This window comes from Rahnella sp. BIGb0236, assembly GCF_004364755.1.
Taxonomy (GTDB): Bacteria; Pseudomonadota; Gammaproteobacteria; order Enterobacterales; family Enterobacteriaceae; genus Rahnella; species Rahnella victoriana.
Map to the genome: position 1 here is coordinate 199676 of NZ_SOAO01000006.1, position 24271 is coordinate 223946.

26 protein-coding genes are annotated in these 24271 nt (G+C 55.4%); 13 read left to right on the forward strand and 13 right to left on the reverse strand.

From position 1 onward, the window contains the following. Positions 1 to 3 precede the first annotated feature (3 nt). The 8 genes from phnH (at position 4) to EDF78_RS14445 (ending at position 6655) form a co-directional block, all read left to right on the forward strand. Positions 4 to 585 (forward strand): phosphonate C-P lyase system protein PhnH, encoded by a 582-nt coding sequence (gene phnH / locus EDF78_RS14410; protein WP_095923633.1) that lies wholly within the window; start codon positions 4 to 6, stop codon positions 583 to 585. Continuing rightward, positions 585 to 1667: a carbon-phosphorus lyase complex subunit PhnI gene (locus EDF78_RS14415; protein ID WP_133823345.1), complete on the forward strand. Its 1083-nt coding sequence runs from the start codon at positions 585 to 587 to the stop codon at positions 1665 to 1667. Before phnH ends, EDF78_RS14415 begins: the two co-directional genes overlap by 1 nt. Continuing rightward, the gene (locus EDF78_RS14420; RefSeq protein ID WP_095923635.1) at positions 1657 to 2532 is read left to right on the forward strand and encodes an alpha-D-ribose 1-methylphosphonate 5-phosphate C-P-lyase PhnJ; all 876 of its coding nucleotides are present in this window, start codon (positions 1657 to 1659) and stop codon (positions 2530 to 2532) included. The genes EDF78_RS14415 and EDF78_RS14420 overlap by 11 nt, the downstream gene beginning before the upstream one ends. Then, entirely contained in the window at positions 2532 to 3323 is a 792-nt protein-coding gene (phnK, locus tag EDF78_RS14425; protein ID WP_133823346.1) for a phosphonate C-P lyase system protein PhnK, read from the forward strand. The genes EDF78_RS14420 and phnK overlap by 1 nt, the downstream gene beginning before the upstream one ends. 25 nt (positions 3324 to 3348) lie before the next feature. Continuing rightward, a complete protein-coding gene (gene phnL / locus EDF78_RS14430; protein WP_131694256.1) occupies positions 3349 to 4056 on the forward strand; it encodes a phosphonate C-P lyase system protein PhnL in 708 nt (235 codons plus the stop codon). Then, a complete protein-coding gene (gene phnM / locus EDF78_RS14435; RefSeq protein WP_133823347.1) occupies positions 4053 to 5189 on the forward strand; it encodes an alpha-D-ribose 1-methylphosphonate 5-triphosphate diphosphatase in 1137 nt (378 codons plus the stop codon). The genes phnL and phnM overlap by 4 nt, the downstream gene beginning before the upstream one ends. A gap of 243 nt (positions 5190 to 5432) precedes the next feature. Beyond that, entirely contained in the window at positions 5433 to 6008 is a 576-nt protein-coding gene (gene phnN / locus EDF78_RS14440) for a ribose 1,5-bisphosphokinase (RefSeq protein WP_095923639.1), read from the forward strand. An 8-nt stretch (positions 6009 to 6016) separates the two neighbouring features. After that, complete coding sequence (locus EDF78_RS14445; RefSeq protein WP_095923640.1) at positions 6017 to 6655, forward strand: acetyltransferase; 639 nt, start codon at positions 6017 to 6019, stop codon at positions 6653 to 6655. A gap of 75 nt (positions 6656 to 6730) precedes the next feature. On the opposite strand, the gene EDF78_RS14450 is transcribed toward EDF78_RS14445, so the two are convergent. Next, on the reverse strand, positions 6731 to 7372 hold the full coding sequence (locus EDF78_RS14450) for a hypothetical protein (protein ID WP_095923641.1): 642 nt from the start codon (positions 7370 to 7372) through the stop codon (positions 6731 to 6733). Positions 7373 to 7558: 186 nt separating this feature from the next. Between EDF78_RS14450 and EDF78_RS14455 the strand changes: the two genes are divergently transcribed. After that, the gene (locus EDF78_RS14455; protein ID WP_095923642.1) at positions 7559 to 8077 is read left to right on the forward strand and encodes a type 1 glutamine amidotransferase domain-containing protein; all 519 of its coding nucleotides are present in this window, start codon (positions 7559 to 7561) and stop codon (positions 8075 to 8077) included. A gap of 28 nt (positions 8078 to 8105) precedes the next feature. Here the strand turns inward: EDF78_RS14455 and EDF78_RS14460 are convergent, their stop codons facing one another. After that, complete coding sequence (locus EDF78_RS14460; protein WP_119823388.1) at positions 8106 to 8546, reverse strand: YhbP family protein; 441 nt, start codon at positions 8544 to 8546, stop codon at positions 8106 to 8108. A 115-nt stretch (positions 8547 to 8661) separates the two neighbouring features. On the opposite strand from EDF78_RS14460, the gene EDF78_RS14465 reads away from it, so the two are divergent. Further along, complete coding sequence (locus EDF78_RS14465) at positions 8662 to 8964, forward strand: GIY-YIG nuclease family protein (RefSeq protein ID WP_095923644.1); 303 nt, start codon at positions 8662 to 8664, stop codon at positions 8962 to 8964. Positions 8965 to 9004: 40 nt separating this feature from the next. Here the strand turns inward: EDF78_RS14465 and EDF78_RS14470 are convergent, their stop codons facing one another. Both EDF78_RS14470 and EDF78_RS14475 read right to left on the reverse strand, forming a co-directional pair. Beyond that, a complete protein-coding gene (locus EDF78_RS14470; RefSeq protein WP_119823390.1) occupies positions 9005 to 9508 on the reverse strand; it encodes an N-acetyltransferase in 504 nt (167 codons plus the stop codon). Further along, positions 9502 to 10023, reverse strand: a complete 522-nt coding sequence (locus EDF78_RS14475) for an SCP2 domain-containing protein (RefSeq protein ID WP_095923646.1) — start codon at positions 10021 to 10023, stop codon at positions 9502 to 9504. The genes EDF78_RS14470 and EDF78_RS14475 overlap by 7 nt, the downstream gene beginning before the upstream one ends. 315 nt (positions 10024 to 10338) lie before the next feature. Between EDF78_RS14475 and EDF78_RS14480 the strand changes: the two genes are divergently transcribed. Further along, a complete protein-coding gene (locus tag EDF78_RS14480) occupies positions 10339 to 11334 on the forward strand; it encodes a peptidase U32 family protein (RefSeq protein ID WP_119823392.1) in 996 nt (331 codons plus the stop codon). Between the two features lie 13 nt (positions 11335 to 11347). Next, positions 11348 to 12226: a U32 family peptidase gene (locus EDF78_RS14485; protein ID WP_119823394.1), complete on the forward strand. Its 879-nt coding sequence runs from the start codon at positions 11348 to 11350 to the stop codon at positions 12224 to 12226. A gap of 54 nt (positions 12227 to 12280) precedes the next feature. Here the strand turns inward: EDF78_RS14485 and EDF78_RS14490 are convergent, their stop codons facing one another. From EDF78_RS14490 to EDF78_RS14500, 3 genes are read right to left on the reverse strand one after another with little or no spacing between them, the layout of a single operon-like run. Further along, positions 12281 to 13444, reverse strand: coding sequence for an ABC transporter permease (locus tag EDF78_RS14490; protein ID WP_095923649.1), 1164 nt, complete (start codon positions 13442 to 13444; stop codon positions 12281 to 12283). After that, positions 13441 to 14625: an ABC transporter permease gene (locus EDF78_RS14495; protein WP_195818098.1), complete on the reverse strand. Its 1185-nt coding sequence runs from the start codon at positions 14623 to 14625 to the stop codon at positions 13441 to 13443. Before EDF78_RS14495 ends, EDF78_RS14490 begins: the two co-directional genes overlap by 4 nt. After that, the gene (locus EDF78_RS14500) at positions 14610 to 15584 is read right to left on the reverse strand and encodes an efflux RND transporter periplasmic adaptor subunit (protein WP_095925225.1); all 975 of its coding nucleotides are present in this window, start codon (positions 15582 to 15584) and stop codon (positions 14610 to 14612) included. The genes EDF78_RS14495 and EDF78_RS14500 overlap by 16 nt, the downstream gene beginning before the upstream one ends. 244 nt (positions 15585 to 15828) lie before the next feature. Here EDF78_RS14500 and EDF78_RS14505 point away from each other — a divergent pair, with 244 nt between their 5' ends. Beyond that, entirely contained in the window at positions 15829 to 16854 is a 1026-nt protein-coding gene (locus tag EDF78_RS14505; protein ID WP_095923650.1) for a luciferase-like monooxygenase, read from the forward strand. A gap of 85 nt (positions 16855 to 16939) precedes the next feature. Here EDF78_RS14505 and EDF78_RS14510 read toward each other — a convergent pair whose 3' ends face one another. The 6 genes from EDF78_RS14510 to rbfA form a co-directional block, all read right to left on the reverse strand. Next, entirely contained in the window at positions 16940 to 18862 is a 1923-nt protein-coding gene (locus EDF78_RS14510) for a DEAD/DEAH family ATP-dependent RNA helicase (protein WP_095923651.1), read from the reverse strand. A 185-nt stretch (positions 18863 to 19047) separates the two neighbouring features. Beyond that, a complete protein-coding gene (gene nlpI, locus EDF78_RS14520) occupies positions 19048 to 19932 on the reverse strand; it encodes a lipoprotein NlpI (RefSeq protein ID WP_014333708.1) in 885 nt (294 codons plus the stop codon). Positions 19933 to 20061: 129 nt separating this feature from the next. Then, positions 20062 to 22185, reverse strand: coding sequence for a polyribonucleotide nucleotidyltransferase (gene pnp, locus EDF78_RS14525; RefSeq protein WP_133823348.1), 2124 nt, complete (start codon positions 22183 to 22185; stop codon positions 20062 to 20064). A gap of 273 nt (positions 22186 to 22458) precedes the next feature. Then, entirely contained in the window at positions 22459 to 22728 is a 270-nt protein-coding gene (gene rpsO / locus EDF78_RS14530) for a 30S ribosomal protein S15 (RefSeq protein ID WP_014333706.1), read from the reverse strand. A gap of 122 nt (positions 22729 to 22850) precedes the next feature. After that, positions 22851 to 23795, reverse strand: coding sequence for a tRNA pseudouridine(55) synthase TruB (gene truB / locus EDF78_RS14535; protein WP_133823349.1), 945 nt, complete (start codon positions 23793 to 23795; stop codon positions 22851 to 22853). Then, on the reverse strand, positions 23795 to 24208 hold the full coding sequence (rbfA, locus tag EDF78_RS14540) for a 30S ribosome-binding factor RbfA (RefSeq protein WP_095923654.1): 414 nt from the start codon (positions 24206 to 24208) through the stop codon (positions 23795 to 23797). The genes truB and rbfA overlap by 1 nt, the downstream gene beginning before the upstream one ends. Positions 24209 to 24271 lie beyond the last annotated feature (63 nt).

Sequence of the window (24271 nt, forward strand, 5' to 3'; positions counted from 1 at the left end):
CGCATGTCACTAGTTGCCAGTTTTCAACATCCGGTTGCCGATGCACAGTACAGTTTCCGTCGTATTCTCAAGGCGTTAAGTGAGCCGGGTGTCAGCGTGCCGTTGCCTGCCATGCCCGGTTTTGGTGCCTTAGGTTCCGCCAGCGCCTGCGTGCTGCTGACACTTATCGATCAGGACACGCCGCTGTGGCTGAGCGCATCGCTTAACGATGAAATTCTGCGTAAGAACCTGCGCTTTCATACCGGCGCGCTGCTCACCGATGATCCGTCCTCTGTCAGTTTTGCGCTGGCCGATCCGGCGCTCGACAGCGCCACCCTGCTGGCTTTCCCGTGTGGCGATGAGATGTCGCCGGAACTGGCGACCAGCGTGATTGTTCAGCTGGAAAGCCTGACCGGCGGCACACCGCTGCGTCTGCGCGGGCCGGGCATTGAAAGCAGCCGCATGATTTCCCCGCAGTTGCCTGATTGTGTCCGCGATTATCTGCTCAACCGCCCTCACCGTTTCCCGCTGGGTCTGGACTTTATGTTCACCTGCGGCGAAGACCTGATTGCCGTGCCGCGCACCACGCGCGTGGAGGTGTGCTGATGTACGTCGCCGTGAAAGGAGGTGAGAAGGCGATTGCCGCCGCTCATCAGTTGCTGGCGCACGAGCGCCGTGGCGACACCGGGGTCAGTGAACTGGGCTGTGACCAGATCGAACAGCAACTGGGTCTGGCGGTAGATCGCGTCATGAGTGAAGGCGGAATTTACGACCGCGAACTGGCGGCGCTGGCGATTAAGCAATCCGGCGGTGATCTGGTGGAAGCCATTTTCCTGCTGCGCGCTTACCGCACCACCTTGCCGCGTCTGGCGACCAGCGAACCGCTGAACACCCGGTCGATGCGCCTGGAACGCCGTATTTCCGCCATTTATAAAGATTTGCCCGGCGGTCAGGTACTCGGCCCGACCTACGATTACACCCACCGCCTGCTGGATTTTGCCCTGCTGGCGGAAGGCGAAGCGCCTTTCACACCGGTGGCCGATGAACCACAGCCCGAAGAGTGCGGCCATGTGTTTGATTTGCTGACGCAACAACAACTGGCGGTGCAGGAGGAAGACGACGGCAGTGAGCCGGAAGATATCACCCGCACGCCCCCGGTGTATCCGGCGTCACGCGCGGCGCGTCTGCAACAACTGGTACGCGGCGACGAAGGTTTTCTGCTGTCACTGAGTTATTCCACCCAGCGCGGATATGGCCGTACCCATCCGTTTGCCGGTGAAATCCGTACCGGCTGGCTGACCGTGGAAATCGTGCCGGAAGAACTGGGTTTTGCGATTGATATCGGCGAGATCCTGCTGACCGAATGCGAAATGGTGAACGGTTTTGTCGCGCCGGAAGACAAGCCACCGCATTTCACACGGGGCTACGGGCTGGTGTTTGGCCGCGCCGAGCGCAAGGCGATGTCGATGTCACTGGTTGATCGCGCCCTGCAAACCCGCGAATACCACGAACAAATCAGCAGCCCGGCACAGGACGAGGAATTCGTCTTGTCCCACGCCGATAACGTCGAAGCCGCCGGTTTTGTCTCGCACCTCAAGCTGCCGCATTACGTCGATTTTCAGGCCGAATTGGAGTTATTAAAACGCCTGCGCGCCGCGAAACAACAGGATCCCGCCCATGAACAATAATGCCGCCCACACGATCACCGGTTACAACCACGGTTATCTCGACGAGCAGACCAAACGCATGATCCGCCGCGCGATCCTCAAAGCGGTGGCGATCCCCGGTTATCAGGTGCCGTTCGCCGGTCGCGAGATGCCGATGCCTTACGGCTGGGGCACCGGCGGGATCCAGCTGACCGCCAGCGTGATTGGCGAAAACGACGTGCTGAAAGTGATTGATCAGGGTGCGGATGACACCACCAACGCCGTGTCGATCCGCAAATTCTTCCAGAGCGTCGCCGGCGTGAAAACCACCGGCAAAACCGTGGAAGCCAGCCTGATCCAGACCCGCCACCGCATTCCGGAAACGCCGTTGCAGGAAGATCAGATCCTGATTTTTCAGGTGCCGATCCCTGAGCCGCTGCGCTTTATTGAACCGCGTGAAACGGAAACCCGCAAAATGCACGCGCTGGAAGAGTACGGCGTGATGCAGGTGAAACTGTATGAAGACATCGCGCGCTTCGGGCATATCGCCACCACTTACGCCTATCCGGTGAAAGTGAATGACCGCTACGTGATGGATCCGTCGCCGATCCCGAAATTTGATAACCCGAAAATGAACATGATGCCCGCGTTACAGCTGTTCGGTGCCGGACGTGAAAAACGTATTTACGCCCTGCCGCCGTTCACCAAAGTCGAAAGTCTGGATTTCGACGATCATCCTTTCACCGTCCAGCAATGGGATGAACCCTGCGCGCTCTGCGGTTCACACCACAGCTATCTCGATGAAGTGGTGCTCGATGATCAGGGCAACCGCATGTTCGTGTGCTCCGACACCGATTTTTGCGCTCAGCAGCTTGAGCAACAGGCTTCCAACGAGGGTAACCGCTGATGAACACTCCGTTAAATCTGGCCGCTGAACCCCTGCTGTCGGTGAATAACCTGACCCATCTTTATGCGCCGGGCAAAGGTTTCAGCGATGTGTCGTTCAGTCTGTATCCCGGCGAAGTGCTGGGCATTGTCGGCGAATCCGGCTCGGGCAAAACCACGCTGTTGCAGTCTATTTCCGCCCGCCTCGCGCCGCAGCTTGGCAATGTGATTTACAACAACGGTCAGACACCCGCGCAGTCGTTGTATGACATGGCCGAAAGTGACCGCCGCCGTTTGCTGCGCACCGACTGGGGCGTGGTGCATCAGCATCCGATGGACGGTTTACGCCGCCAGGTTTCGGCCGGGGGCAATATCGGTGAGCGTCTGATGGCGGTCGGTGAACGTCATTACGGCGATATCCGCAAAAAAGCCGGTCAGTGGCTGGAAGATGTCGAAATTCCGGTTTCCCGCATTGATGACCTGCCGACTACGTTTTCCGGCGGGATGCAGCAACGTCTGCAAATCGCCCGCAATCTGGTGACGCATCCGCGGCTGGTGTTTATGGATGAACCGACCGGCGGGCTGGACGTGTCCGTGCAGGCGCGTCTGCTGGATTTACTGCGCACGCTGGTGGTGGAAATGCAGCTGGCGGTGGTGATTGTCACCCATGATCTGGGCGTCGCCCGCCTGCTGGCGCACCGTTTGCTGGTGATGAAACAAGGTCAGGTGGTGGAAAGTGGATTAACCGACCGCGTGCTCGACGATCCCCATCATCCGTATACGCAGCTTTTAGTCTCCTCTGTCCTTTCCTAACCCTTTTATACAATGAGTGATCAAAATGACGACGAAGCTCAGGGTCGAAAATCTCAGTAAAACCTTTGTCCTGCATAACCAGAACAGCGCCAGATTGCCGGTGTTCAGCAACGCCAGTCTGACGGTCAGTGCCGGGGAATGCGTGGTGTTGCACGGCCATTCCGGCAGCGGGAAATCCACGTTATTGCGCTCTCTGTACGGCAATTATCTGCCGGACAGCGGCAAGATCTGGGTGGAACATCAGGGACAGCAGATCGATATGGTCAGCGCCGAAGCGCGTGAGATTCTGGCGGTGCGCCGACATACGGTCGGCTGGGTCAGCCAGTTTCTGCGGGTGATCCCGCGTATCAGCGCCCTGAATCTGGTGATGCAGCCGCTGCTGGAACTGGGCGTGGATAAAGCGCAGAGCGAAGCCCGCGCCAGCGCCCTGCTGCGCCATCTGAACGTGCCGGAACGTCTGTGGCATCTTGCCCCGTCGACGTTCTCCGGCGGCGAACAGCAGCGCGTGAATATCGCACGAGGCTTTGTGGTGGATTACCCGGTGCTGTTGCTCGATGAGCCGACCGCCTCGCTGGATGCCACCAATCGCGCGGCGGTGGTGACGCTGATTGAACAGGCCAAAGCGCGCGGTGCGGCGGTGGTCGGGATTTTTCATGATGAAGATGTCCGCGAACGCGTTGCCGATCGTTTGTATGAAATGAGCCCTGAAACCGCGCCGGAGATGTCCGCATGATCATTAATAACGTAAAACTGGTGCTCGACGATCAGGTGGTTGAAGGGTCGCTGGAGATGCAAAACGGCGTGATCAGCGCCTTCGCTGACAGCCGCAGTCAGTTGCCACAGGCGCTGGATGCGCAGGGCGGCTGGTTATTGCCGGGTTTAATTGAGCTGCACACCGACAATCTGGATAAATTTTTCACCCCCCGCCCGAAAGTGGACTGGCCTGCACATTCCGCCATGAGCAGCCACGATGCGCTGATGGTCGCCAGCGGCATCACCACGGTGCTGGACGCCGTGGCGGTCGGTGACGTGCGCGACGGCGGCCATCGTCTGGAAAATCTGCAAAAGATGATCGACGCGATTGTGAACAGCCAGAACGCCGGGCTGAACCGCGCCGAGCACCGTCTGCATCTGCGCTGCGAGCTGCCGCATGAGACCACGTTGCCGCTGTTTGAGAAGCTGATGGATACGCCGGTTTTATCCCTGGTGTCGCTGATGGATCACTCGCCGGGTCAGCGCCAGTTCGCCACGCCGCAGAAGTACCGCGAATATTATCAGGGCAAGTACAACCTCAACGACGAACAGATGGACGACTATCAGGAAGAGCAAATCGCCCTGTCGCGCCGCTGGGCGCAGCCAAACCGTGAAGCGATTGCCGCCCGCTGCCGCGAGCGCCATATTTCGCTGGCCAGCCATGACGATGCCACCGCCGCGCACGTCGAAGAATCCCTGGCGCTCGGCAGCGTGATCGCCGAATTCCCGACAACGGAAGAAGCCGCGCGCGCCTCTCACGCCAACGGTTTGCAGGTGCTGATGGGCGCACCCAATATCGTGCGCGGCGGCTCGCATTCCGGCAACGTCGCGGCGCACCATCTGGCGTCTCTGGGGCTGCTGGATATTCTCTCTTCCGATTATTACCCCGCCAGCCTGCTCGACGCGGTGTTCCGCATTGCCACCGATGACAACAACGCATTCAGCCTGCCGCAGGCGGTGAAGCTGGTGACGCGCAATCCGGCTAACGCGCTCGGGTTGCAGGATCGCGGAGAAATTGCCGAAGGCAAACGCGCGGATCTGGTGCTGGCGCGGGCGCATGGCGAACATCACTACGTGCAAAACGTCTGGCGTCAGGGCATTCAGGTGTTCTGAGGGGAGGAGAGTTTTGCGCCGGGAGGGGGTTGCAAACCACTCAGATGCCATTAATACCCCACCCCAACCCTCCCCTTCGCAGGGGAGGGAGCTGGCCAGATTCTGGCTCAGCAACCGTGCCTGAGTTTCTGCTCCTCCCCCTGCGAAGGGGGAGGCCGGGAGGGGGTTTAGCAAATCACTCAGGTGCCATTAATACCCCAAGGGGTGGGAGCTGGCCGTATTCTTACTCAGTAAGGAGATAAAATGAGTCGTTTACTTTATCTGATGGGCGCTTCGGGATCGGGAAAGGACAGTCTGCTCGACGCCCTGCGCCAGCATTTACCGGCCCATGTCGCGGTGGCGCATCGTTATATCACCCGCCCTGCCGATGCCGGTTCTGAAAATCATATTGCCCTGAGCGAAGCCGAATTTATTCAGCGTCACCGGCAGGGATTGTTCGCGCTGGACTGGCATGCGCACCAGTGCCGGTACGGCGTCGGCATTGAAATCGACCACTGGATGCAACTGGGCTGTCACGTGGTGATCAACGGCTCGCGGGCGCATCTGGAAAAAGCCCGTCAGCGTTATGGTCAGCGGCTCGTGCCGGTGTGTCTGCAGGTGTCTGAAATCGTGCTGGCGGAACGTCTGACCCGGCGCGGACGCGAAGACGCGGCGCAGGTTGCCGGCCGTCTTCAGCGCGCCAGAGAGTACGCCAGTGCGCTGCCTGCCGGCTGTCATCTGCTGAACAACGACGGCGCATTGCAGGAAACGTTACAGCATTTACTGGCGATCCTTTCGCTGCCGGTGAATGCCTACATTTATCCCGTTACTTCATCATGAAGGATATTATGAGCGACATTATTTCTCCGTTTTCACCGGCAGATGATCAGGATTATGCACGGGCTAAAATCGGTCAGCAGGTGGAACTGAACCGCTCGCAACTCGGACAGTACGTGCATATTGCCGATAACGCGATCATCGAAGAGACGCAGATCGGCGATTACTCTTACACCGCCGGAAACAATCAGATCTTCTATGCCACGATCGGCAAATTTGTATCGATCGCCACGTATGTGCGGATCAATCCCGGCAATCATCCGACTTATCAGCGTGTGGCGCAGCACCATTTTACTTATCGCAGTTCAGCCTACGGACTGGGGGAGGACGATCAGGATTTCTTCAACTGGCGGCGTGAGCATCACGTCACGGTGGGAAATGATGTGTGGATTGGCCATAACGCGGTGCTGATGCCCGGCGTCAGCGTCGGCAATGGCGCAGTGATCGGCACCTCAGCGGTGGTGACCAAAGACGTCGAGCCGTATGCCATCGTCGCCGGTGTCGCCGCCAAAAAGATCGGCATGCGCTTTGACGACACGATGATCGCCCGGATCGAGAAAAGTCAGTGGTGGGACTGGGATCATGACACGCTGAAAGAAAGGATGCCGGACTTCAGGGATCTGGCCGTGTTTGCGGAAAAGTATTTGTGAGGACCGACAGGCAGAAAATTCGCGTTTTTTGCCTGATACCTTATCACACGGATCCGGCTGAGCGGATCCCGCGAATTAAAGATCTTCGATACTGGCCGCAATCTGATCGGATTCCAGCACGGTAATGCCGCCCAGACCGGCGTTAAATGCCTGCTCCTGCAAGGCTTTCGCCACAATGTCTGAATCGATGGCTTTCCATTTACCCGGCAGCATTTTAAATAACGGCGCGCTGAGTTGCTCGAGCAGGCGCGGCGGATGACGTTTGCCCACCAGCAATGAGGGACGGACCAGCGTCAGCAACGGCCATCCCTGCTGCATCAGCGCCAGTTCCATTTCGCCTTTGGTACGGTTATACAGAAAACGCGAGCGTGCATCCGCGCCGTGCGCACTGACCGCCAGACAATGGCGCGCACCCAGCTCCCGCGCGGCCTTGGCGCAGTCGACCACCAGATCGTAATCCACCGCCCGGAAGGCCTGCGCACTGCCCGCCTGTTTACGCGTGGTACCCAGACAGCAGAACAGCAAATCGACAGGTTCATCCAGCGCCACCACCAGCGACGTCAGATTATTGCCCAGCGGGTTGATTAATTTATTGCCCGGCGGCAGCGGATGGCGGCTCGGTGCCACAATGCGGCTGACCCGCGGATCAAGCTGTAACAGGCGTAAAAGCTCGCGCCCAATCAGACCACTTCCGCCCAGCAGAAGAACTTTTGCCATATCACTTCCTTTTAAATAACGGCACACAATCGCAGAGAATTGAAGTGTTACCCGAATGTGAATATCACGCTATAAGACAGTTCCTGTTACCTGCCCGAACTCGGACGAATCCAGTTTGATCTGACCACGGCGGAGTCCTAGGCTTAAGAGTGCATGATGAAAAACACATTCTCAGCAGGAGGAACCATGAGCAAGAAAATAGCGGTACTCATCACTGATGAATTTGAAGATGCAGAATTCACCTCGCCCGCCGAGGCTTACCGCAAGGCGGGGCATCAGATCGTCACTATCGAGAACAAAGCGGGTAACGTCGTCAAAGGGAAACAGGGCAAAGCGTCCGTCACCATTGATAAATCGATCGATGAAGTGAAAGTGTCAGACTTTGACGCCCTGTTGCTGCCGGGCGGACATTCGCCGGATACCCTGCGCGGCGACGACCGTTTTGTCGCATTCACCCGGGCGTTCGCCGAAAGCGGCAAACCTATATTTGCCATCTGCCACGGCCCGCAGTTGCTGATCAACGCCGATGTCGTGCGCGGCCGTAAACTCACCACGGTGAAACCGGTGGTGGTGGATGTGAAAAATGCCGGTGCCGAGTTTTACGATAAAGAAGTGGTGGTCGATCAGGATACGCTGGTCACCAGCCGCACACCGGACGATCTGCCTGCGTTTAACCGCGAATCCCTGAGGATTCTGGCCGCGTAGTCCCGACGCCCCTCTCCGCGCAGAGGGGCTATTCCCCTTCCCGATCCCACAGCAGTTTCTTGCCAAATCCCAGCGCGTTATCGGTCATTTTGATGTGACGGAGTTTCAGCGCCCAGACCGGTGCTTTCATGGCGAAGGCGACCGGAAAATGTTTGCAGTATAGATGGCGGGCATGACGTTCTTCTTCCCCCGCCAGCACGGTGGCTTCACCGCGGTACTGAATGCCTTTGATCAGCGCGATGGTTTTCGGGTGCGGCGCAATGGTGCCGACAATCTGTGGTGAGCGGGACATCAGCGTGCCGTGCAGGGTTTTCAGCTCGGTCATGAAATACAACATCATGCGGTCTGCGTCGGTGACGTAAAAACAATTGGCGCTCCACATCTCACCGTCAGCGGCGGCACACAGCGCCAGCACATGATTTTTTTTTAGAAACGTCAGGATATGTTTCAGGTCATCAGGGTTATTCATCGCCGGTCCTTATTGTCATTTCTGACAGTTTAACGCTGTATGCCAATGTTTTGCCTCACTCTGTTGTGCCTTTCGGGTAAACTTACATAACCTTTTCTTTCCGGTACCCGCGCTTATGTCCGCCACCGCTCACTGGTTTTTATATATGCTGAGAACCCCGACCGGTATGCTTTATACCGGCATCACCACCGACGTAACACGGCGTCTCGGCCAGCATCAGTGCGGAAAAGGCGCGAAGGCATTGCGCGGAAAAGGGGAATTGCAGCTGGCGTTCCATTGCCAGGCCGGTGACCGTTCGCTGGCGTCCAGACTGGAGCTGAAAGTTAAAAAGCTGAGTAAGGCGCAGAAAGAATTGCTGGTCCGCAACGCACCGGCATGTCTGGAAAACTATCTGGGATTGACGGAAGACGGAAAATGAAAAAGGCCGGGGATCCGGCCTTTGCTGTCTCTGAAAAGATTCAGAAACGATTGAACGCTGACGGAAAGACCACTTCACCGCTGGCGTCAGTCAGTGCATCGTCCGACAGGGTAAACAGCTGGAAAGCGGCTTCGGTGCCGATCCAGCGGCAGCGCAGGCCGTGAGCGGCAGCAGGTTTGAAACCGAAACGGTTGTAATACGCAGGGTCGCCAAGCACCACGACAGCGGCGTAACCGAATTCATTCAGGGAATCTAACCCTTCATACACCAGTTTTTCGCCCAGCCCCTGACCGCGCAGGGATTGTTCCACCGCCAGCGGCGCCAGCGCCACCCAGTTGCGGTCTTCGCCCTGAATGTCCACCGGACAAAACGCCACATAACCGACCACGCCGCCTTCATCATCCGTGGCAACCACGCCCAGCGTCAGCAGGCCATCTTCGCGTAATTCCTGCACCAGATCGGCTTCTGCGCCGGTGGGGAATGAGGCACGCAACAGGCGGTCTATGCCCGCGGCATCGACCGGAATTTCAGTACGGATTAACATGGCTCAGCTACCGGAGCTTGCGGCTCGCGGTCCTCTTGCAGTCCCGCTTCGACGAAATCGGCCAGACGCAGCAGACCGTTTTTCAACAACAGCGGCATGGTATCGAGATCGATAGAATCCATCAGGTTTTTCACATACAGACCCAGCTCAGTGTCGCCTTCAATGTGCAGACGGCGCTGGAAGAACAGCGTATCCGGGTCTTCTTTACGGGCGGCGATCAGGATCAGATCATTCGCCGTGCCGCTGAAACTGACATCGGCGTCGCCCTGTTCGGCGATCACCAGCTTGCCTTCTTCCACTGACATCAGCCAGCTCAGATTCAGATCGCTGACTTCAATTTTTAACCAGCGGTCCTCGAGGAAATCCAGTTCACCATCCGCCAGCGCCTGACGAAGCTGCCAGCTCAGCACCTGTTGCAAAACCTGTCGCTGCAACGCAAACGGCGTGAATTTCAAGGGCACACTCAACAGGGATGGCCCCTGACGGACCATACGTGCACGTAGTTTTTGCAACACTGGCACTACTCCTTTCGGTAACTTTTCGGCAAGTTTTAAGGCAGTTATACGGCCTATTTTGCCATAACGTCGGTATTGTTCAGCGGTCTACATCAATAAATACTGCAACAGAAAAACGCCACGTACAACCTCCCCGACAATGGTATGCCTTTCAACGCCGCAGAAACTGCCTCAAATCAAAATATTGCATCCATAGCTTCTCTAAAATAGTTCGCCAATCAAAGCCCTGACTGATGAATGAATGACGTCGGCAACTGGCTTTTCATCACCCCCAACCCTTCAGCTCTGGCTGGCCGGTTGCAGTAAGGAACGAGAATGGAGCTACTTTGCCCGGCAGGGAATTTACCTGCGCTGAAAGCGGCGATCGACAATGGCGCGGATGCGGTTTATATCGGTCTGAAAGATGACACCAACGCCCGCCATTTCGCCGGTCTGAATTTCACGGAGAAAAAGCTGCAGGAAGCCGCCAGTTACGTCCACCGTCACCGCCGCAAACTGCATATCGCCATTAATACGTTTGCGCACCCCGACGGTTATCAGCGCTGGGAACGCGCCATTGATATGGCCGCGCAGCTCGGCGCAGATGCCCTGATTCTGGCGGATCTGGCGATGCTTGATTATGCCGCGAATAAATATCCCCACGTTGAGCGCCATGTGTCGGTGCAGGCGTCTGCCACTAACGATGAGGCGATCCGTTTCTATAAACGTAACTTTGATGTCGCCCGCGTGGTGTTGCCGCGCGTGCTTTCCATGCATCAGGTGCGTCAGCTTTCCCGTACCACCGTGGTGCCGCTGGAAGTGTTCGCCTTCGGCAGCCTGTGCATTATGGCCGAAGGTCGCTGTTATCTGTCGTCCTATCTGACCGGCGAATCACCGAATACCGTCGGTGCCTGTTCACCGGCACGGTTCGTGCGCTGGCAGCAAACCGCACAGGGCATGGAATCACGCCTGAATGATGTGCTGATCGACCGTTATGACGAAGGCGAAAACGCCGGTTATCCGACGCTGTGTAAAGGCCGTTATCTGGTGGATGGCGCGAAATACCATGCGCTGGAAGAGCCGACCAGCCTGAATACGCTGGAATTATTACCGGAGTTGTTTGCCGCCAATATTGCCTCGGTGAAAATTGAAGGGCGTCAGCGCAGCCCGGCCTATGTCAGCCAGGTGGCGCGCGTCTGGCGTGCGGCGATTGACCGCTGTATGGCCGATCCGCAGCACTTCAAAACCGATGAAGCCTGGATGAAGACGCTGGGTGCCATGTCTGAGGGCACACAAACGACGCTCGGTGCTTATCACCGCAAGTGGCAGTAATAAAGAGACGATGATGAAATATTCTTTGGGTGCCATCCTGTATTACTGGCCGAAAGCGCAGGTTGAAGACTTTTATCAGGCCGCCGCCGCCAGCAGCGCGGATGTGATTTATCTCGGCGAAAATGTGTGCAGCAAACGCCGTGAGATGAAGGTGAATGACTGGCTGGAGATCGCCCGCCAGCTGGCCACGACCGGCAAGCAGGTGGTCATTTCCACGCTGGCATTGTTGCAGGCACCGTCCGAACTCAACGAACTGAAACGTTATGTGGAAAACGGCGAGTTTTTGCTGGAAGCCAATGATTTCGGCGCGGTGAACATGGCGGCGGAACGTAACCTGCCGTTTGTCGTCGGCCATGCGCTGAACTGCTATAACGCGGTCACGCTGAAATTGCTGCATAAACAAGGCATGGTGCGCTGGTGTATGCCGGTCGAGCTTTCCCGCGACTGGCTGGTGAATCTGCTGAACCAGTGTCAGGATCTGGGCATCCGCGATAAGTTTGAAGTGGAAGTATTGTCATACGGCCATCTGCCGCTGGCCTATTCGGCGCGCTGTTTTACCGCACGTTCTGAAAACCGGGCGAAGGATGAATGCGAAACCTGCTGCATCCATTATCCGCAGGGCCGGAAAATGCTGTCACAGGAAAATCAGCAGGTGTTTGTGCTTAACGGCATTCAGACCCAGAGCGGTTATTGCTATAACCTCGGCAATGAACTGACGTCGATGCAGGGGCTGGTGGATATCGTGCGTCTGTCGCCGGAAACCCCGGACACGCTCGCCACACTGGAAGCCTTCCGCAACAACGAACGCGGTTTACAGCCTCTGACCCTCACCGATAAAGCCGACTGTAACGGCTACTGGCAGCGTGTGGCCGGGCTGGAATTACGTCAGTAAGCGCACGCAGACAACATGAAAAAGGGAGATGGCCTGGCGGTCATCTCCCTTTTTTTATGCGTGCGGAGGTTTCGGCCTGAACATCGCCCGCAACCGGACGCCATCGCGCAGCATGCCCACCGCAATGCCAATAAAGGTGTAAAAGCCACAAAGGATCAGCAGCATCAGAATGTCGCCGCCGACGTCTTTGAACGGCAATCCCATCTGATTCACGCCAGCAATCGCCTTGGTCGCCCACGTTGAAGGCAGCATCGAAGAGATCGCCCTGACCCACGCAGGCATCGCCTGTAACGGCCAGATGGTGCCGGAAATGTAGAACACCGGCGTGGTCAGAAACGCCAGCGTCAGGTAGATCAGCTCCACGCTGCGCAGACATTCTGTCACCAGCTTTCCAAGCCCCAGCACCGCCAGCAGGAACGGGAAGGTCAGCAGCAGGATCTCCGGAATACTGGCGGTCTGCCGGTAGCCCAGCACCCAAGGCCACAGCACAAATAAGACGATCGACAGAAACAGCCAGACCGGGATCAGCGCCGAAATGCCGCCCAGAAACGCCGGGATCGCCGGTTTCCCAGACGGGCCGCTGTTGAGCACAATGCTGACGCGTACGCTGGCGATCAGCAAGGAGTGCTGCAATAACATCACCAGCAAGCCGGGGAAAATAATCGCCGCAAAGCTGATGCCGGGGTTAAACACATCAAGAGACTGGCCGAGGATCGGTGAAAGCACCACGCTGGCCTGTCGCTCGCTGAAACCGTTGCTGAGCAGCAGATCGGTGTTGTACTGCGTGAGGATCGACTGATACGCCGACAGCACGTCCTGCTGGATCTGGCCGTTCGCCAGCCGGTTGGTGGCATCGCCATACACCGGGATCACGATGTTTTGCCCGGCGAGGATCTTCTTCTCCAGATCGACCGGCATGATGATCACCGCAAACAGTTTCCGCAGCGCCAGATCGTGTTCCGCCTCAGCCAGATTGTCATAAGCCACCGTGGCGATTTTCGATCCCGCATCGAGCTGGCGCGCCAGCATACGGCTGGCCGTGCTGTGATCCTGGTCGATCACGGCCACCGGCAAATCCCATACCGTGCGGTTGGCATACACCAGACTCATCACGCACAGCGAAAGCAGCAGCATCATCCACATCGGCTTATCGAGCAATCCGGTCAGCACTTTGCTGAACGTTTTCCACCAGGTTTTACACCACTCGCGACCGGTCATTGGCCTGGCTCCTGTTGTTTCATCCGCATATACAGGCGCTTGCGCACCAGCAGGCTGGTCAGTAACGGATAGATCAGCAGTATGCAGCACACCATCAGTATGCCGCGCACCGAGACTTCGCGCAGGAAGACGTCAAACATGGCGGCCAGCGCGTAACTCAGCGGTTCGATACCGGAAATAATCCGCGCAGGCAGCGGCATCGACAAGACCGGGATCGCCATGCCGGAAAACGTCAGCGCGATACTGACGAAAATCCCCATCATGGTGTATGCCGTGATGGTGGTTTTGGTGAAAGTGAACAGCAGTAAACCGAGACTTTGCGCGGCGATGACATAGAAGAAACCAATCACCAGCATATACAACGGATTACCGCTGACTCGCGCATCGAAAAAGCCCACCAGCATGGCGATTTCTACCATCAGTAAGGTAGTGAAACACAAGGTGTAGGGGGCGAGTTTGCCGAGCAGCGCCAGGGTGAAAGACGGCGCACTGAGTAACGCCTGACTGCGCGCCATCACGTAAATCATGCAGGTCACGGTGAACAGTTGCAGCAGATGGATGGTCGCCGCAAATTGCTGATAATAAATGTAACTGCCGCTGGCATTGAACAGGCTGCCGTAAGAGACGTCGACGCTGGCCAGCGACGGCAGCGTTTTGCCAATTTTCGTCGCTATTATAGAACGGTAGCTGGTGTTAAGTTCGGTGATCAGCCCGCTGAAATCCTGAGTGGAATACAGGCCGGCACCGTAAAATAAGGCGTTGTAATAGAGCACGGCGCTGGGTTGTTTTCCCGCCAGCACGTCCGCTTCAAAATCATCAGGAATATACAACAGGGCGTAATCCTGCGCGGTACGCAGACGGTATTCCGCCTCCGGTAATCCGCCCGCAAAGGCCTGCACATGCGCGTGTGATCCGGCATCCAGTTTGCGGGTCAGCGTTTTCGACAGCGAGCTGTGATCGTTATCCACCACCGAGACCGGCAAATCCAGCAAGGTGCCTTCAGAGAAGTTACTGCTGATCAGGCCGAACAACAGCAAAGGAAAAATCCAGCACAGCCAGTGGATCACCGGCTTGCGGAAAGCATGTCGGGTCTCGCGGGTAAAAGCACGACTGAAACAGCGCCATGCGGCTTTTATCCTTTCGCTGCGCGGCGCTTTAACCGGCTTCACTTCGCCTTCCATTGCCATAACGCGCTCATGCCCTGACGCAGGCCGGGCACAGGCTTCGCGGGATACAGACGCACTTCAAAGGTTTTCAAATCGAAGTCACCGGTCGCGCGCGTGGCACGTTTGGTGGCGTAATCACCAAGCGGCGCAATGTAGCGCACTTCAGCTTCAATCATCTGGTTATTCAGCGCGGGAACGCGCATCTGCACTTTGTCGCCCTTGCGCACGCCTGCCAGAATATCTTCACGCAGGTTAAACACGAAATAGGCATCCGGCAGACGGACTAAGGTCAGCAACGGGCTGGAAGCGCTTTGCAGCTCGCCCACTTCTACCGGGATCGGCCCGACCTCGCCATCAACCGGCGCTTTGACCTGTAAATCATCGGTTTGCGCTTTCACTTCCAGCAGATCTTCTTCCGCCTGCCGCAACTGCGCGGCATAGCTTTCGCGCTGTTCGACACGGTCGCCGTTCACGCCTTCGTCCAGATTGGCTTTGGCGACTAATACCTGCTGATAGGCACTGTCACGGGCACGGCGGGAATCTTCTAAATCAGAAGCCGAAATAAACCCTTTCGCGGCCACTTTGGCGTTACGGTTGTAGAGGTCACGGGCATTGATGTATTCCGCCTGAGACTGCGCCAGCGTCGCCTTCAGGTTACGGATACTTTCTTCGCGGGTGCCGTTAACGGAGAGATCAAGCTGAGCTTTTGCCTGATCGCGGGCAGCTTCGGCGGCGCGTAACTGCGCCATCAGCTCAGGGCTGTCGAGGGTGATCAACAGCTGTCCGGCTTTAACATCGTCGCCGCGCTCCACATGGCGTTCAATCACACGGCCTTTGGCTTTCGACGCCACAATCACTTCCGGCGCGTCAACTTCGCCCTGTAACAACAGATCCTGATTGTGCGCACGAAACAGCACCGCCAGAGAAACCGCGACTGCAACCAGCAGCAGGGTCAGTAAAATTCGTTTACTCATCGGTGCGACATCCTTTTTGTTCGCCAGATTCAATAATAACGGGGTGAACAGAGAGTTTTTAACACAAAACAACATATTGGCCGAAATGATAGTTTAAGTTATTTCAATCTGTTTTTAGGATGTTTAAACGGCATGTAAGGGCACAAATGCCGTATTCAATACGCCATTATTGGGTAATACTCGTTCTAATTATGAGCGGAGTGAATGCTTCTCCCCTCACCTCCATCAAGAGTGAGCCGCGATTATGTCTGATAAAAATACCGTTCCCCTTTCCGTGCTCGACCTGGCTCCCGTTCCGCAAGGTGCCGATCCTGCCCGCGCCTTCCAGTGTTCACTGGAACTGGCGCAGAACGCGGAAAAATGGGGCTATCAACGTTACTGGATGGCTGAGCATCACAACATGACCGGCATTGCCAGCGCGGCCACTTCCGTGCTGCTGGGCTATATTGCGGGCGGCACGAAAACCATCCGCGTCGGTTCCGGCGGCGTGATGCTGCCCAACCACTCACCGCTGGTGATTGCTGAACAGTTCGGCACGCTCGCCACGCTGTATCCGAACCGTGTGGATCTGGGGCTGGGCCGCGCGCCGGGCACCGATCAGCGTACGATGATTGCACTGCGCCGCCATCTTTCCGGTGAGGTCGATAATTTCCCGCAGGATGTACAGGAATTGCAGCTGTATTTCGGCGACGTTCAGCCGCAGCAGGCCGTTCAGGCGGTGCCGGGACAAGGTTTACATGTGCCAATATGGTTACTGGGTTCAAGCCTGTACAGCGCCCAGCTGGCGGCGGCGCTTGGGTTGCCGTTTGCCTTCGCCTCGCACTTCGCGCCGGACATGCTTTATCAGGCACTGGCGATTTATCGCAGCAAATTCCAGCCTTCAGCACAGCTTGAGAAACCGCATGCGATGGTCTGTATCAATGCTATCGCCGCGGATACAGATGAAGAAGCGCGCCGCATGTTTACCTCCAACCAGCAGCAGTTCATTAATCTGCGTCGCGGAATGCCGGGCAAACTGCCTGCACCGGTCGATAACATCGAAAGCTTGTGGTCAGCTCAGGAACGCTTTGGTGTGGATAATGCGTTGCGCATGTCGGTGGTCGGTAATCAGGAGACGGTGCGTCAGGGTCTGCAAAACATTCTGCGCGAAACCGAAGCCGATGAACTGATGATCAACGGCCAGATTTTTGATCATCAGGCACGTCTGCATTCCTTTGAAATCGTTTCGCAGTTGCAGGGTGAACTGGTCAAAGAACAGCGCATCAGCTAATCGCTTTCCTGAATTCAGGACGAAAAAAAACCAGCCGGTGAAGGCTGGTTTTTTATTATCTGACGTTCAGCGAACTGAATGCAGATTATGCGTCAGAAGTACGACGTGGTGCGCGGCTTGGCGGACGACGGTCGCCAGCAGCTGAAGAACCTTCACGACGATCACCGCTGAAAGAACGTGGAGCACCGTTACCACGGCCACCTTCACGACGTTCACCGTTGAATGGACGCGGAGCACCGTTACCACGACGCTCACCGCCAGCACCGGCCGGACGATCACGACGTGGAGCTTGTGGCACCGCATCACCGATCAGCTGCATGTTCATCGGTTTGTTCAGGATACGCGTACGGGTGAAGTGAGACAGGATCTCGCCCGGCATACCTTTCGGCAGTTCGATAGTAGAGTGCGTACCGAACAGCTTGATGTTACCGATGTAACGGCTGCTGATGTCGCCTTCGTTAGCGATAGCGCCAACGATGTGACGAACTTCAACACCATCATCACGACCCACTTCGATGCGATACAGTTCCATTTCGCCAGCGTCACGACGCTCACGACGTGGGCTGTCGCCATCACGTGCAGGACGGTCATTGCTGCGAGCCGGACGGTCACGACGATCGCCACGATCACCGCGGTCGCCACGGTCTTCAAATTCACGACGTGGTGGACGGCTTTTGAAGACCGGATCCGCTGCAACGATCAGAGGACGTTCGCCCTGTGCCATTTTCAGCAGTGCCGCAGCCAGTGTTTCCACGTCGAGCTCTTCTGCAGGTTGCAGTTTCGCCAGCAGCGCACGGTACTGATCCAGATCGCTGCTTTCCAGTTGTTGCTGAACTTTCGCTGCAAACTTAGCCAGACGACGTTCGCCCAGAACTTCTGCAGTTGGGATTTCAACTTCCGGAATGGTCAGCTTCATGGTGCGTTCAATGTTACGCAGCAGACGACGTTCACGGTTCTCAACGAACAGTAATGCGCGACCTGCACGGCCAGCACGACCGGTACGACCGATACGGTGAACGTAAGATTCTGAGTCCATCGGAATGTCGTAGTTAACAACCAGGCTGATACGTTCTACGTCAAGACCACGTGCTGCCACGTCGGTTGCGATCAGAATGTCCAGACGGCCATCTTTCAGACGTTCCAGAGTCTGCTCACGCAGCGCCTGGTTCATGTCACCGTTCAGTGCAGCGCTGCTGTAGCCGCTACGTTCCAGGGCTTCAGCCACTTCCAGGGTCGCGTTTTTGGTACGAACGAAGATAATCGCCGCATCAAAATCTTCTGCTTCCAGGAAACGTACCAGTGCTTCGTTTTTACGCAGGCCGTACACAGACCAGTAGCTCTGGCTGATGTCAGGACGGGTTGTCACGCTTGACTGGATGCGCACTTCCTGAGGCTCTTTCATGAAGCGACGGGTAATGCGACGGATAGCTTCTGGCATGGTTGCAGAGAACAACGCGGTCTGATGTTCAGCCGGGATCTGCGCCATGATAGTTTCGACGTCTTCGATGAAGCCCATACGCAGCATTTCATCGGCTTCGTCCAGCACCAGACCGCTCAGGTTAGAGAGGTTCAGGGTGCCGCGTTTCAGGTGGTCCAGCAGACGGCCCGGTGTACCCACAACAACTTGTGGTCCCTGACGCAGTGCGCGCAACTGGACGTCATAGCGCTGGCCGCCGTAAAGGGCAACCACATTCACGCCATGCATGTGTTTAGAGAAATCAGTCATTGCTTCAGCAACCTGAACCGCCAGTTCGCGGGTCGGTGCCAGAACAAGAATTTGTGGTGCTTTCAGTGAAGCATCAATGTTGTGCAGCAGCGGTAAGGAGAATGCAGCTGTTTTACCGGAACCAGTCTGAGCCATACCCAGAACGTCGCGGCCATTTAACAGGTGAGGAATACACTCAGCCTGGATTGGTGAAGGTTTTTCGTAGCCCAAATCAGTCAGGGCAGAAATGATCGGAGCAGACAGCCCCAGGTCAGCAAAAGAGGTTTCAAGCTCAGTAGTCATGTACACGTGCCTCATTAATAATGGCAGCCAGTCTACATAACTCGTCGAGAAAATTTTCAGTCATTTTCATTGAAAAGTGTGAACCGGCTCAAATTAGATTATAAAACGAACAAAGCAACCCTCGCCCGTTAAGGCGCTTAAAAATGGTAAAAACCATGATTAATCAGGCTGATTGGTGTCGTCAGCTATTGCTGGTCCGATTCTGATAGGTCGTCTTGCTCATGGCCCAAAAGCGCCAATTCCAACAATGCATAGCGGTGCTCAACAAAGTTATGAACGTTGTTAGCTACCGTCAGTTTGAACAGTGCCGCAGCGCTGTTCTTGTCCCCCAGACTTAGGTAATGCTTACCTAAATAGAAGTCAGTTTCACTGAGATGCTCAGCGAGCGAAGTGTTATCCGTTGCTTCTGCCTTGAGGCGTTCCATCAGCGTAGATTCGCTGATTTTGCCCAGGTAGAATTCGACGATATTCCATCCCCATTGCCCTCTGTCCGCTTTGTCATAACGCTGTTGCAGCGCTACGTCGGCATTCTTCGGATTGATTTCTCGCTCCGCAAGATAAAGCCATAACGAACGGAAGGGATCATTTGGATCGTCTCGATAAAACGCCTGCAGATCATCCTGCGCTAACGAGAATCGGCCACCGTAATACAGGGCGATACCTCGGTTCAAACGCGCGTAGTTGTAAGTTGGATCAAGCTCTAGTACAGAATCAAACGCTTCATAGGCAGCATCGAAATTGCCTGCCTGCGTTAGGTAAATCCCCAGGTAGTTAAAAACTTCTGGCATATCAGGACGAATAGACAGCGCTTGTGAAAAATCATTTCGCGCCAGTGCTCTTAGCCCGAGACTATCATACAGCACACCGCGCTCATATAATAGCTGTGCTCTCTCATCATCGGTTAATGACCGACTGGCAAGTATTTGTTCCATGCGTGCCAGGATGACTTCCTGCTGCAACGTCGGCTGCAACGGAATCGCCAGAACTTCATTTTTACGCCAATCATGGTTGCTGCATCCTGCCAACATAAGTGCTGTCGCAACATAACACCAGCGCAAGAAAGGCTTCATTTCTACTCCCGGAGACAAACATTGGATGAACATCCTGTCATCCGCTTGCTTAACACAAACGCGTCCTGCGTCCGTGAGACGAACAGCTCCCTTCCAGATGGAAAGGAGCTGTAAAACTTCTGTTACGGATTATTCTGCTGCAGGTTGCTCAGTTGTTTCGTCCTGAGAAGGTGCGGTAGCTTCTTTGATGCTCAGACGCACACGACCCTGACGGTCAACTTCGAGAACTTTAACCGGCACTTCCTGACCCATCTGCAGGTAATCAGTCACTTTCTCAACACGCTTGTCAGCGATCTGAGAGATGTGAACCAGACCTTCTTTACCGCCGCCGATGGCAACAAATGCGCCAAAGTCTACGATACGGGTCACTTTACCCTGATAGATACGGCCAACTTCGATTTCAGCAGTGATCTCTTCGATACGACGGATAGCGTATTTTGCTTTCTCGCCGTCGGTTGCTGCGATTTTCACAGTACCGTCATCTTCGATTTCGATCGTGGTGCCTGTTTCTTCAGTCAGCGCACGGATCACAGAACCACCTTTACCGATCACGTCCTTGATTTTGTCCGGGCTGATCTTGATGGTGTGGATGCGTGGAGCAAACTGAGAGATATCGCCACGTGGGGTGCTGATAGCCTGTTCCATCACGCCCAGAATGTGCAGACGCGCACCCTTAGCCTGGTTCAGAGCCACCTGCATGATTTCGCGGGTGATACCTTCGATTTTAATGTCCATCTGCAGCGCGGTGATACCGTCGCGGCTACCGGCCACTTTAAAGTCCATGTCGCCCAAGTGATCTTCGTCACCCAGAATGTCGGACAGAACGATAAAGCTTTCGCCTTCTTTAACCAGACCCATTGCGATACCCGCAACAGCGGCTTTAATCGGCACGCCTGCATCCATCAGGGCCAGAGATGCGCCACAAACAGAAGCCATTGAAGATGAACCGTTAGATTCAGTGATTTCAGAAACCACACGTACGGTGTACGGGAAGTCTTCTGGTTTTGGCATCATCGCCAGCACGCCACGTTTAGCAAGACGGCCATGGCCAATCTCACGACGTTTTGGCGAACCCACCATCCCGGTTTCACCTACAGAGTATGGAGGGAAATTGTAGTGGAACAGGAAGCTGTCAGTTTTCTCGCCCATCAGCTCATCCAGGTTCTGTGCATCACGGGCAGTACCCAGTGTTGCAGTTACCAGCGCCTGAGTTTCACCACGGGTGAACAGAGCAGAACCATGGGTACGTGGCAGAACGCCAGTACGCACGTCCAGACCACGGATCATGTCTTTTTCACGGCCATCGATACGCGGTTCGCCACGCAGCACACGGCTACGCACGACGTTCTTCTCGATGCTGCCCAGAATGTCAGAGATTTCGCCAGCGTCCAGGGATTCGTCTTCAGCTTGCAGAGCCTGAACAACGTCAGCCTTGATCGCGTTGATCTGGTTGTAACGCTCTTGTTTCTCGGTGATCAGATACGCATCACCCAGACGGGATTCAGACAGTGCAGCAACGCGGGCATGCAGCTCAGCGTTAACCACTTCTGGCTGCCAGTCCCATTTTGGCTTACCGGCTTCAGCAACCAGTGAGTTGATGTTGTCGATAACGATTTGTTGTTGTTCGTGGCCGAATACGACCGCGCCCAGCATCTGATCTTCGCTCAGCACTTCAGCTTCAGATTCAACCATCAGAACCGCGCCCTGAGTACCGGCAACAACCAGGTCCAGACGGCTTGTTTTCAGCTCATCTGCGGTTGGGTTCAGAACGTACTGGTCGTTGATGTAACCAACGCGTGCAGCACCGATTGGGCCGTTGAATGGAATACCAGACAGGCTCAGGGCAGCAGACGCACCGATCATCGCAACGATGTCAGGGTTAACTTGTGGGTTCAGGGAAACCACAGTCGCGATAACCTGAACTTCATTCAGGAAGGAGTCCGGGAACAGAGGACGAATCGGACGGTCAATCAGACGTGAAGTCAGGGTTTCGCCTTCGCTTGGACGGCCTTCTCGACGGAAGAAGCTACCCGGGATACGACCAGCAGCGTAAGTACGCTCCTGATAGTTAACCGTCAGCGGGAAGAAGCTCTGACCTGGTTTGGCTTTTTTCTGGCCAACAACGGTAACGAATACCGCGGTGTCGTCCATGCTAACCATAACAGCGGCAGTTGCCTGACGAGCCATCATGCCGGTTTCCAGCGTAACGGTGTGCTGGCCGTATTGGAATTTACGAATAGTCGGATTAAGCAATGTAATATCCTTTTGTATGGTGCGCAGCTGTTATGACAGCAGTTCACACCGATAAATATCCGAGCTTCTCACTACATTCTCGCGACTAATGACAATCCTTATTTACCTGACAAAGTGGCAATAAAGTCTCTCATTAGCCGCGCGAAAACATCTGTAACGGAAGTTCATGTTCTTAGAATAACAGTAGAAACAGCAGCCATACAGTACCCTGATTTGGCTTTGCTTCCTAGAATAAAGGGGCCTATTGGCCCCTTTACACTGAAACTCGCTTGATTAGCGACGCAGACCCAGACGTTCGATCAGGCTGGTGTAACGTGCTACATCTTTACGCTTCAGGTAGTCCAGCAGTTTACGACGCTGAGAAACCATACGCAGCAGACCACGACGGCTGTGGTGATCTTTTTTGTGCTCTGCAAAGTGACCTTGCAGATGGTTAATTTGAGCAGTCAGCAGAGCAACCTGAACTTCGGTAGAACCACTGTCGTTAGTGCCGCGACCGAAGTCGGAAACGATCTGAGCCTTAGCTTCAACGCTTAGAGACATAATCTTACTCCAAAATATTATAGATAATTAAACGGGTGCCGATCTCTAATTCAGCAACCCAATGCATAAGCTGCGCTATTCTACCCTTTGCTATATATGATCGCAAGGTGAGCAGAAAGCGCTTAATCCGTGTATTCGACCACTAAACGACGCGGCGCAATGCGGCCATCATCATCGATTTCGCCTACACCAATAAACTTACGTTCTTCGCCTTCGGTGATGCGAACCATGCCGCTGACTGGCGCGCCCGATGCCTGCACAGGTTGACCCTGTTTGACATAGCCGGCGACCACAGGCAGCAGATTCACTTCCGGGAAGTCTTCACATGCGCTGTCCATCGGCAACAACAATGGATCCAGCAGTAAGCGCGGTTCAATACCCTGCTCTTCTGCCTGAGCGATCATTTCATGGAGTTTTTCCATGGTGACCATCCGCTCTGAAGGATACGTTGCCACCTGCAAACGACGCAGATAGGTGACGTGTGCGCCACAGCCCAGCTTCTCGCCCAGATCATCCACAATCGTGCGGATGTAAGTGCCTTTTGAGCAATGGATTTCCAGCTCAACTTCAAAGCCTTCCCAGCGTATGAATTTCAGTTCATACACGGTAATACTGCGCGATTCACGCGGCACTTCGATACCCTGACGGGCATACTCATACAATTTCTTCCCTTCATATTTCAGTGCTGAATACATGGAAGGAATTTGCTGGGTTTCCCCACGGAAACTGTCGAGTGCGTCATCCAGTTGCTGCTGAGAGAAGGTCATTTCACGTTCGGAAATGATGGTGCCTTCAGCATCTGACGTATCTGTGCGTTGTCCCATGCGGGCAATCACGCGATAGCGTTTGTCAGAATCGAGCAGGAACCGGGAAAACTTGGTCGCCTCGCCTAAGCACAGCGGCAACATGCCGGTCGCTAAAGGATCGAGCGCACCGGTGTGTCCTGCGCGGTTGGCGTTATACAGGCGTTTAACCTTTTGCAGGGCATCGTTAGAAGACAAGCCTAAAGATTTGTCCAGTAGCAGAACGCCGTGTATATCACGGCCGCGGCGACGTGGGCGACTCATTATGCGTCCTCGTCATCGCCTGCAGCTGAACGGCGTTCAGCATCGTTTTTCACGACGTTGGTAACCAGATTGGACATACGCATACCTTCAACCAAAGAGTTGTCGTAAGCGAAAGTCAGTTCTGGCACGACACGTAAACGCATCGCTTTGCCGATCAACGTACGGATGAAACCTGACGCGTCCTGCAAGGCTTTGATGCCATTTTTAACACGATCAGGATCGTGGTTGTCAGTCGTCAGCACGTCCAGGAAGGTCACGAACACTTTGGCGTAAGCCAGATCACGTGAAACTTCAACGCCTGACACTGTCGCCATGCCTACGCGCGGGTCTTTGACTTCGCGCTGTAAGATGATGGCGATTTCTTTTTGCATCTCCTGAGAGACACGCTGAGTACGGCTAAATTCTTTTGCCATGATGCTTTTCTCCTCACTTGCTCCAGACAAATAAGGGGGCGCAAGGCCCCCCATCTGGATATC

Bases quoted from the DNA above. Each gene is read 5' to 3' on its own strand.
- phnH (WP_095923633.1), top strand. From the start codon at position 4: ATGTCACTAGTTGCCAGTTTTCAACATCCGGTTGCCGATGCACAGTAC.
- EDF78_RS14415 (WP_133823345.1), top strand. From the start codon at position 585: ATGTACGTCGCCGTGAAAGGAGGTGAGAAGGCGATTGCCGCCGCTCAT.
- EDF78_RS14420 (WP_095923635.1), top strand. From the start codon at position 1,657: ATGAACAATAATGCCGCCCACACGATCACCGGTTACAACCACGGTTAT.
- phnK (WP_133823346.1), top strand. From the start codon at position 2,532: ATGAACACTCCGTTAAATCTGGCCGCTGAACCCCTGCTGTCGGTGAAT.
- phnL (WP_131694256.1), top strand. From the start codon at position 3,349: ATGACGACGAAGCTCAGGGTCGAAAATCTCAGTAAAACCTTTGTCCTG.
- phnM (WP_133823347.1), top strand. From the start codon at position 4,053: ATGATCATTAATAACGTAAAACTGGTGCTCGACGATCAGGTGGTTGAA.
- phnN (WP_095923639.1), top strand. From the start codon at position 5,433: ATGAGTCGTTTACTTTATCTGATGGGCGCTTCGGGATCGGGAAAGGAC.
- EDF78_RS14445 (WP_095923640.1), top strand. From the start codon at position 6,017: ATGAGCGACATTATTTCTCCGTTTTCACCGGCAGATGATCAGGATTAT.
- EDF78_RS14450 (WP_095923641.1), bottom strand. From the start codon at position 7,372: ATGGCAAAAGTTCTTCTGCTGGGCGGAAGTGGTCTGATTGGGCGCGAG.
- EDF78_RS14455 (WP_095923642.1), top strand. From the start codon at position 7,559: ATGAGCAAGAAAATAGCGGTACTCATCACTGATGAATTTGAAGATGCA.
- EDF78_RS14460 (WP_119823388.1), bottom strand. From the start codon at position 8,546: ATGAATAACCCTGATGACCTGAAACATATCCTGACGTTTCTAAAAAAA.
- EDF78_RS14465 (WP_095923644.1), top strand. From the start codon at position 8,662: ATGTCCGCCACCGCTCACTGGTTTTTATATATGCTGAGAACCCCGACC.
- EDF78_RS14470 (WP_119823390.1), bottom strand. From the start codon at position 9,508: ATGTTAATCCGTACTGAAATTCCGGTCGATGCCGCGGGCATAGACCGC.
- EDF78_RS14480 (WP_119823392.1), top strand. From the start codon at position 10,339: ATGGAGCTACTTTGCCCGGCAGGGAATTTACCTGCGCTGAAAGCGGCG.
- EDF78_RS14485 (WP_119823394.1), top strand. From the start codon at position 11,348: ATGAAATATTCTTTGGGTGCCATCCTGTATTACTGGCCGAAAGCGCAG.
- EDF78_RS14490 (WP_095923649.1), bottom strand. From the start codon at position 13,444: ATGACCGGTCGCGAGTGGTGTAAAACCTGGTGGAAAACGTTCAGCAAA.
- EDF78_RS14495 (WP_195818098.1), bottom strand. From the start codon at position 14,625: ATGGAAGGCGAAGTGAAGCCGGTTAAAGCGCCGCGCAGCGAAAGGATA.
- EDF78_RS14500 (WP_095925225.1), bottom strand. From the start codon at position 15,584: ATGAGTAAACGAATTTTACTGACCCTGCTGCTGGTTGCAGTCGCGGTT.
- EDF78_RS14505 (WP_095923650.1), top strand. From the start codon at position 15,829: ATGTCTGATAAAAATACCGTTCCCCTTTCCGTGCTCGACCTGGCTCCC.
- EDF78_RS14510 (WP_095923651.1), bottom strand. From the start codon at position 18,862: ATGACTACTGAGCTTGAAACCTCTTTTGCTGACCTGGGGCTGTCTGCT.
- nlpI (WP_014333708.1), bottom strand. From the start codon at position 19,932: ATGAAGCCTTTCTTGCGCTGGTGTTATGTTGCGACAGCACTTATGTTG.
- rpsO (WP_014333706.1), bottom strand. From the start codon at position 22,728: ATGTCTCTAAGCGTTGAAGCTAAGGCTCAGATCGTTTCCGACTTCGGT.
- truB (WP_133823349.1), bottom strand. From the start codon at position 23,795: ATGAGTCGCCCACGTCGCCGCGGCCGTGATATACACGGCGTTCTGCTA.
- rbfA (WP_095923654.1), bottom strand. From the start codon at position 24,208: ATGGCAAAAGAATTTAGCCGTACTCAGCGTGTCTCTCAGGAGATGCAA.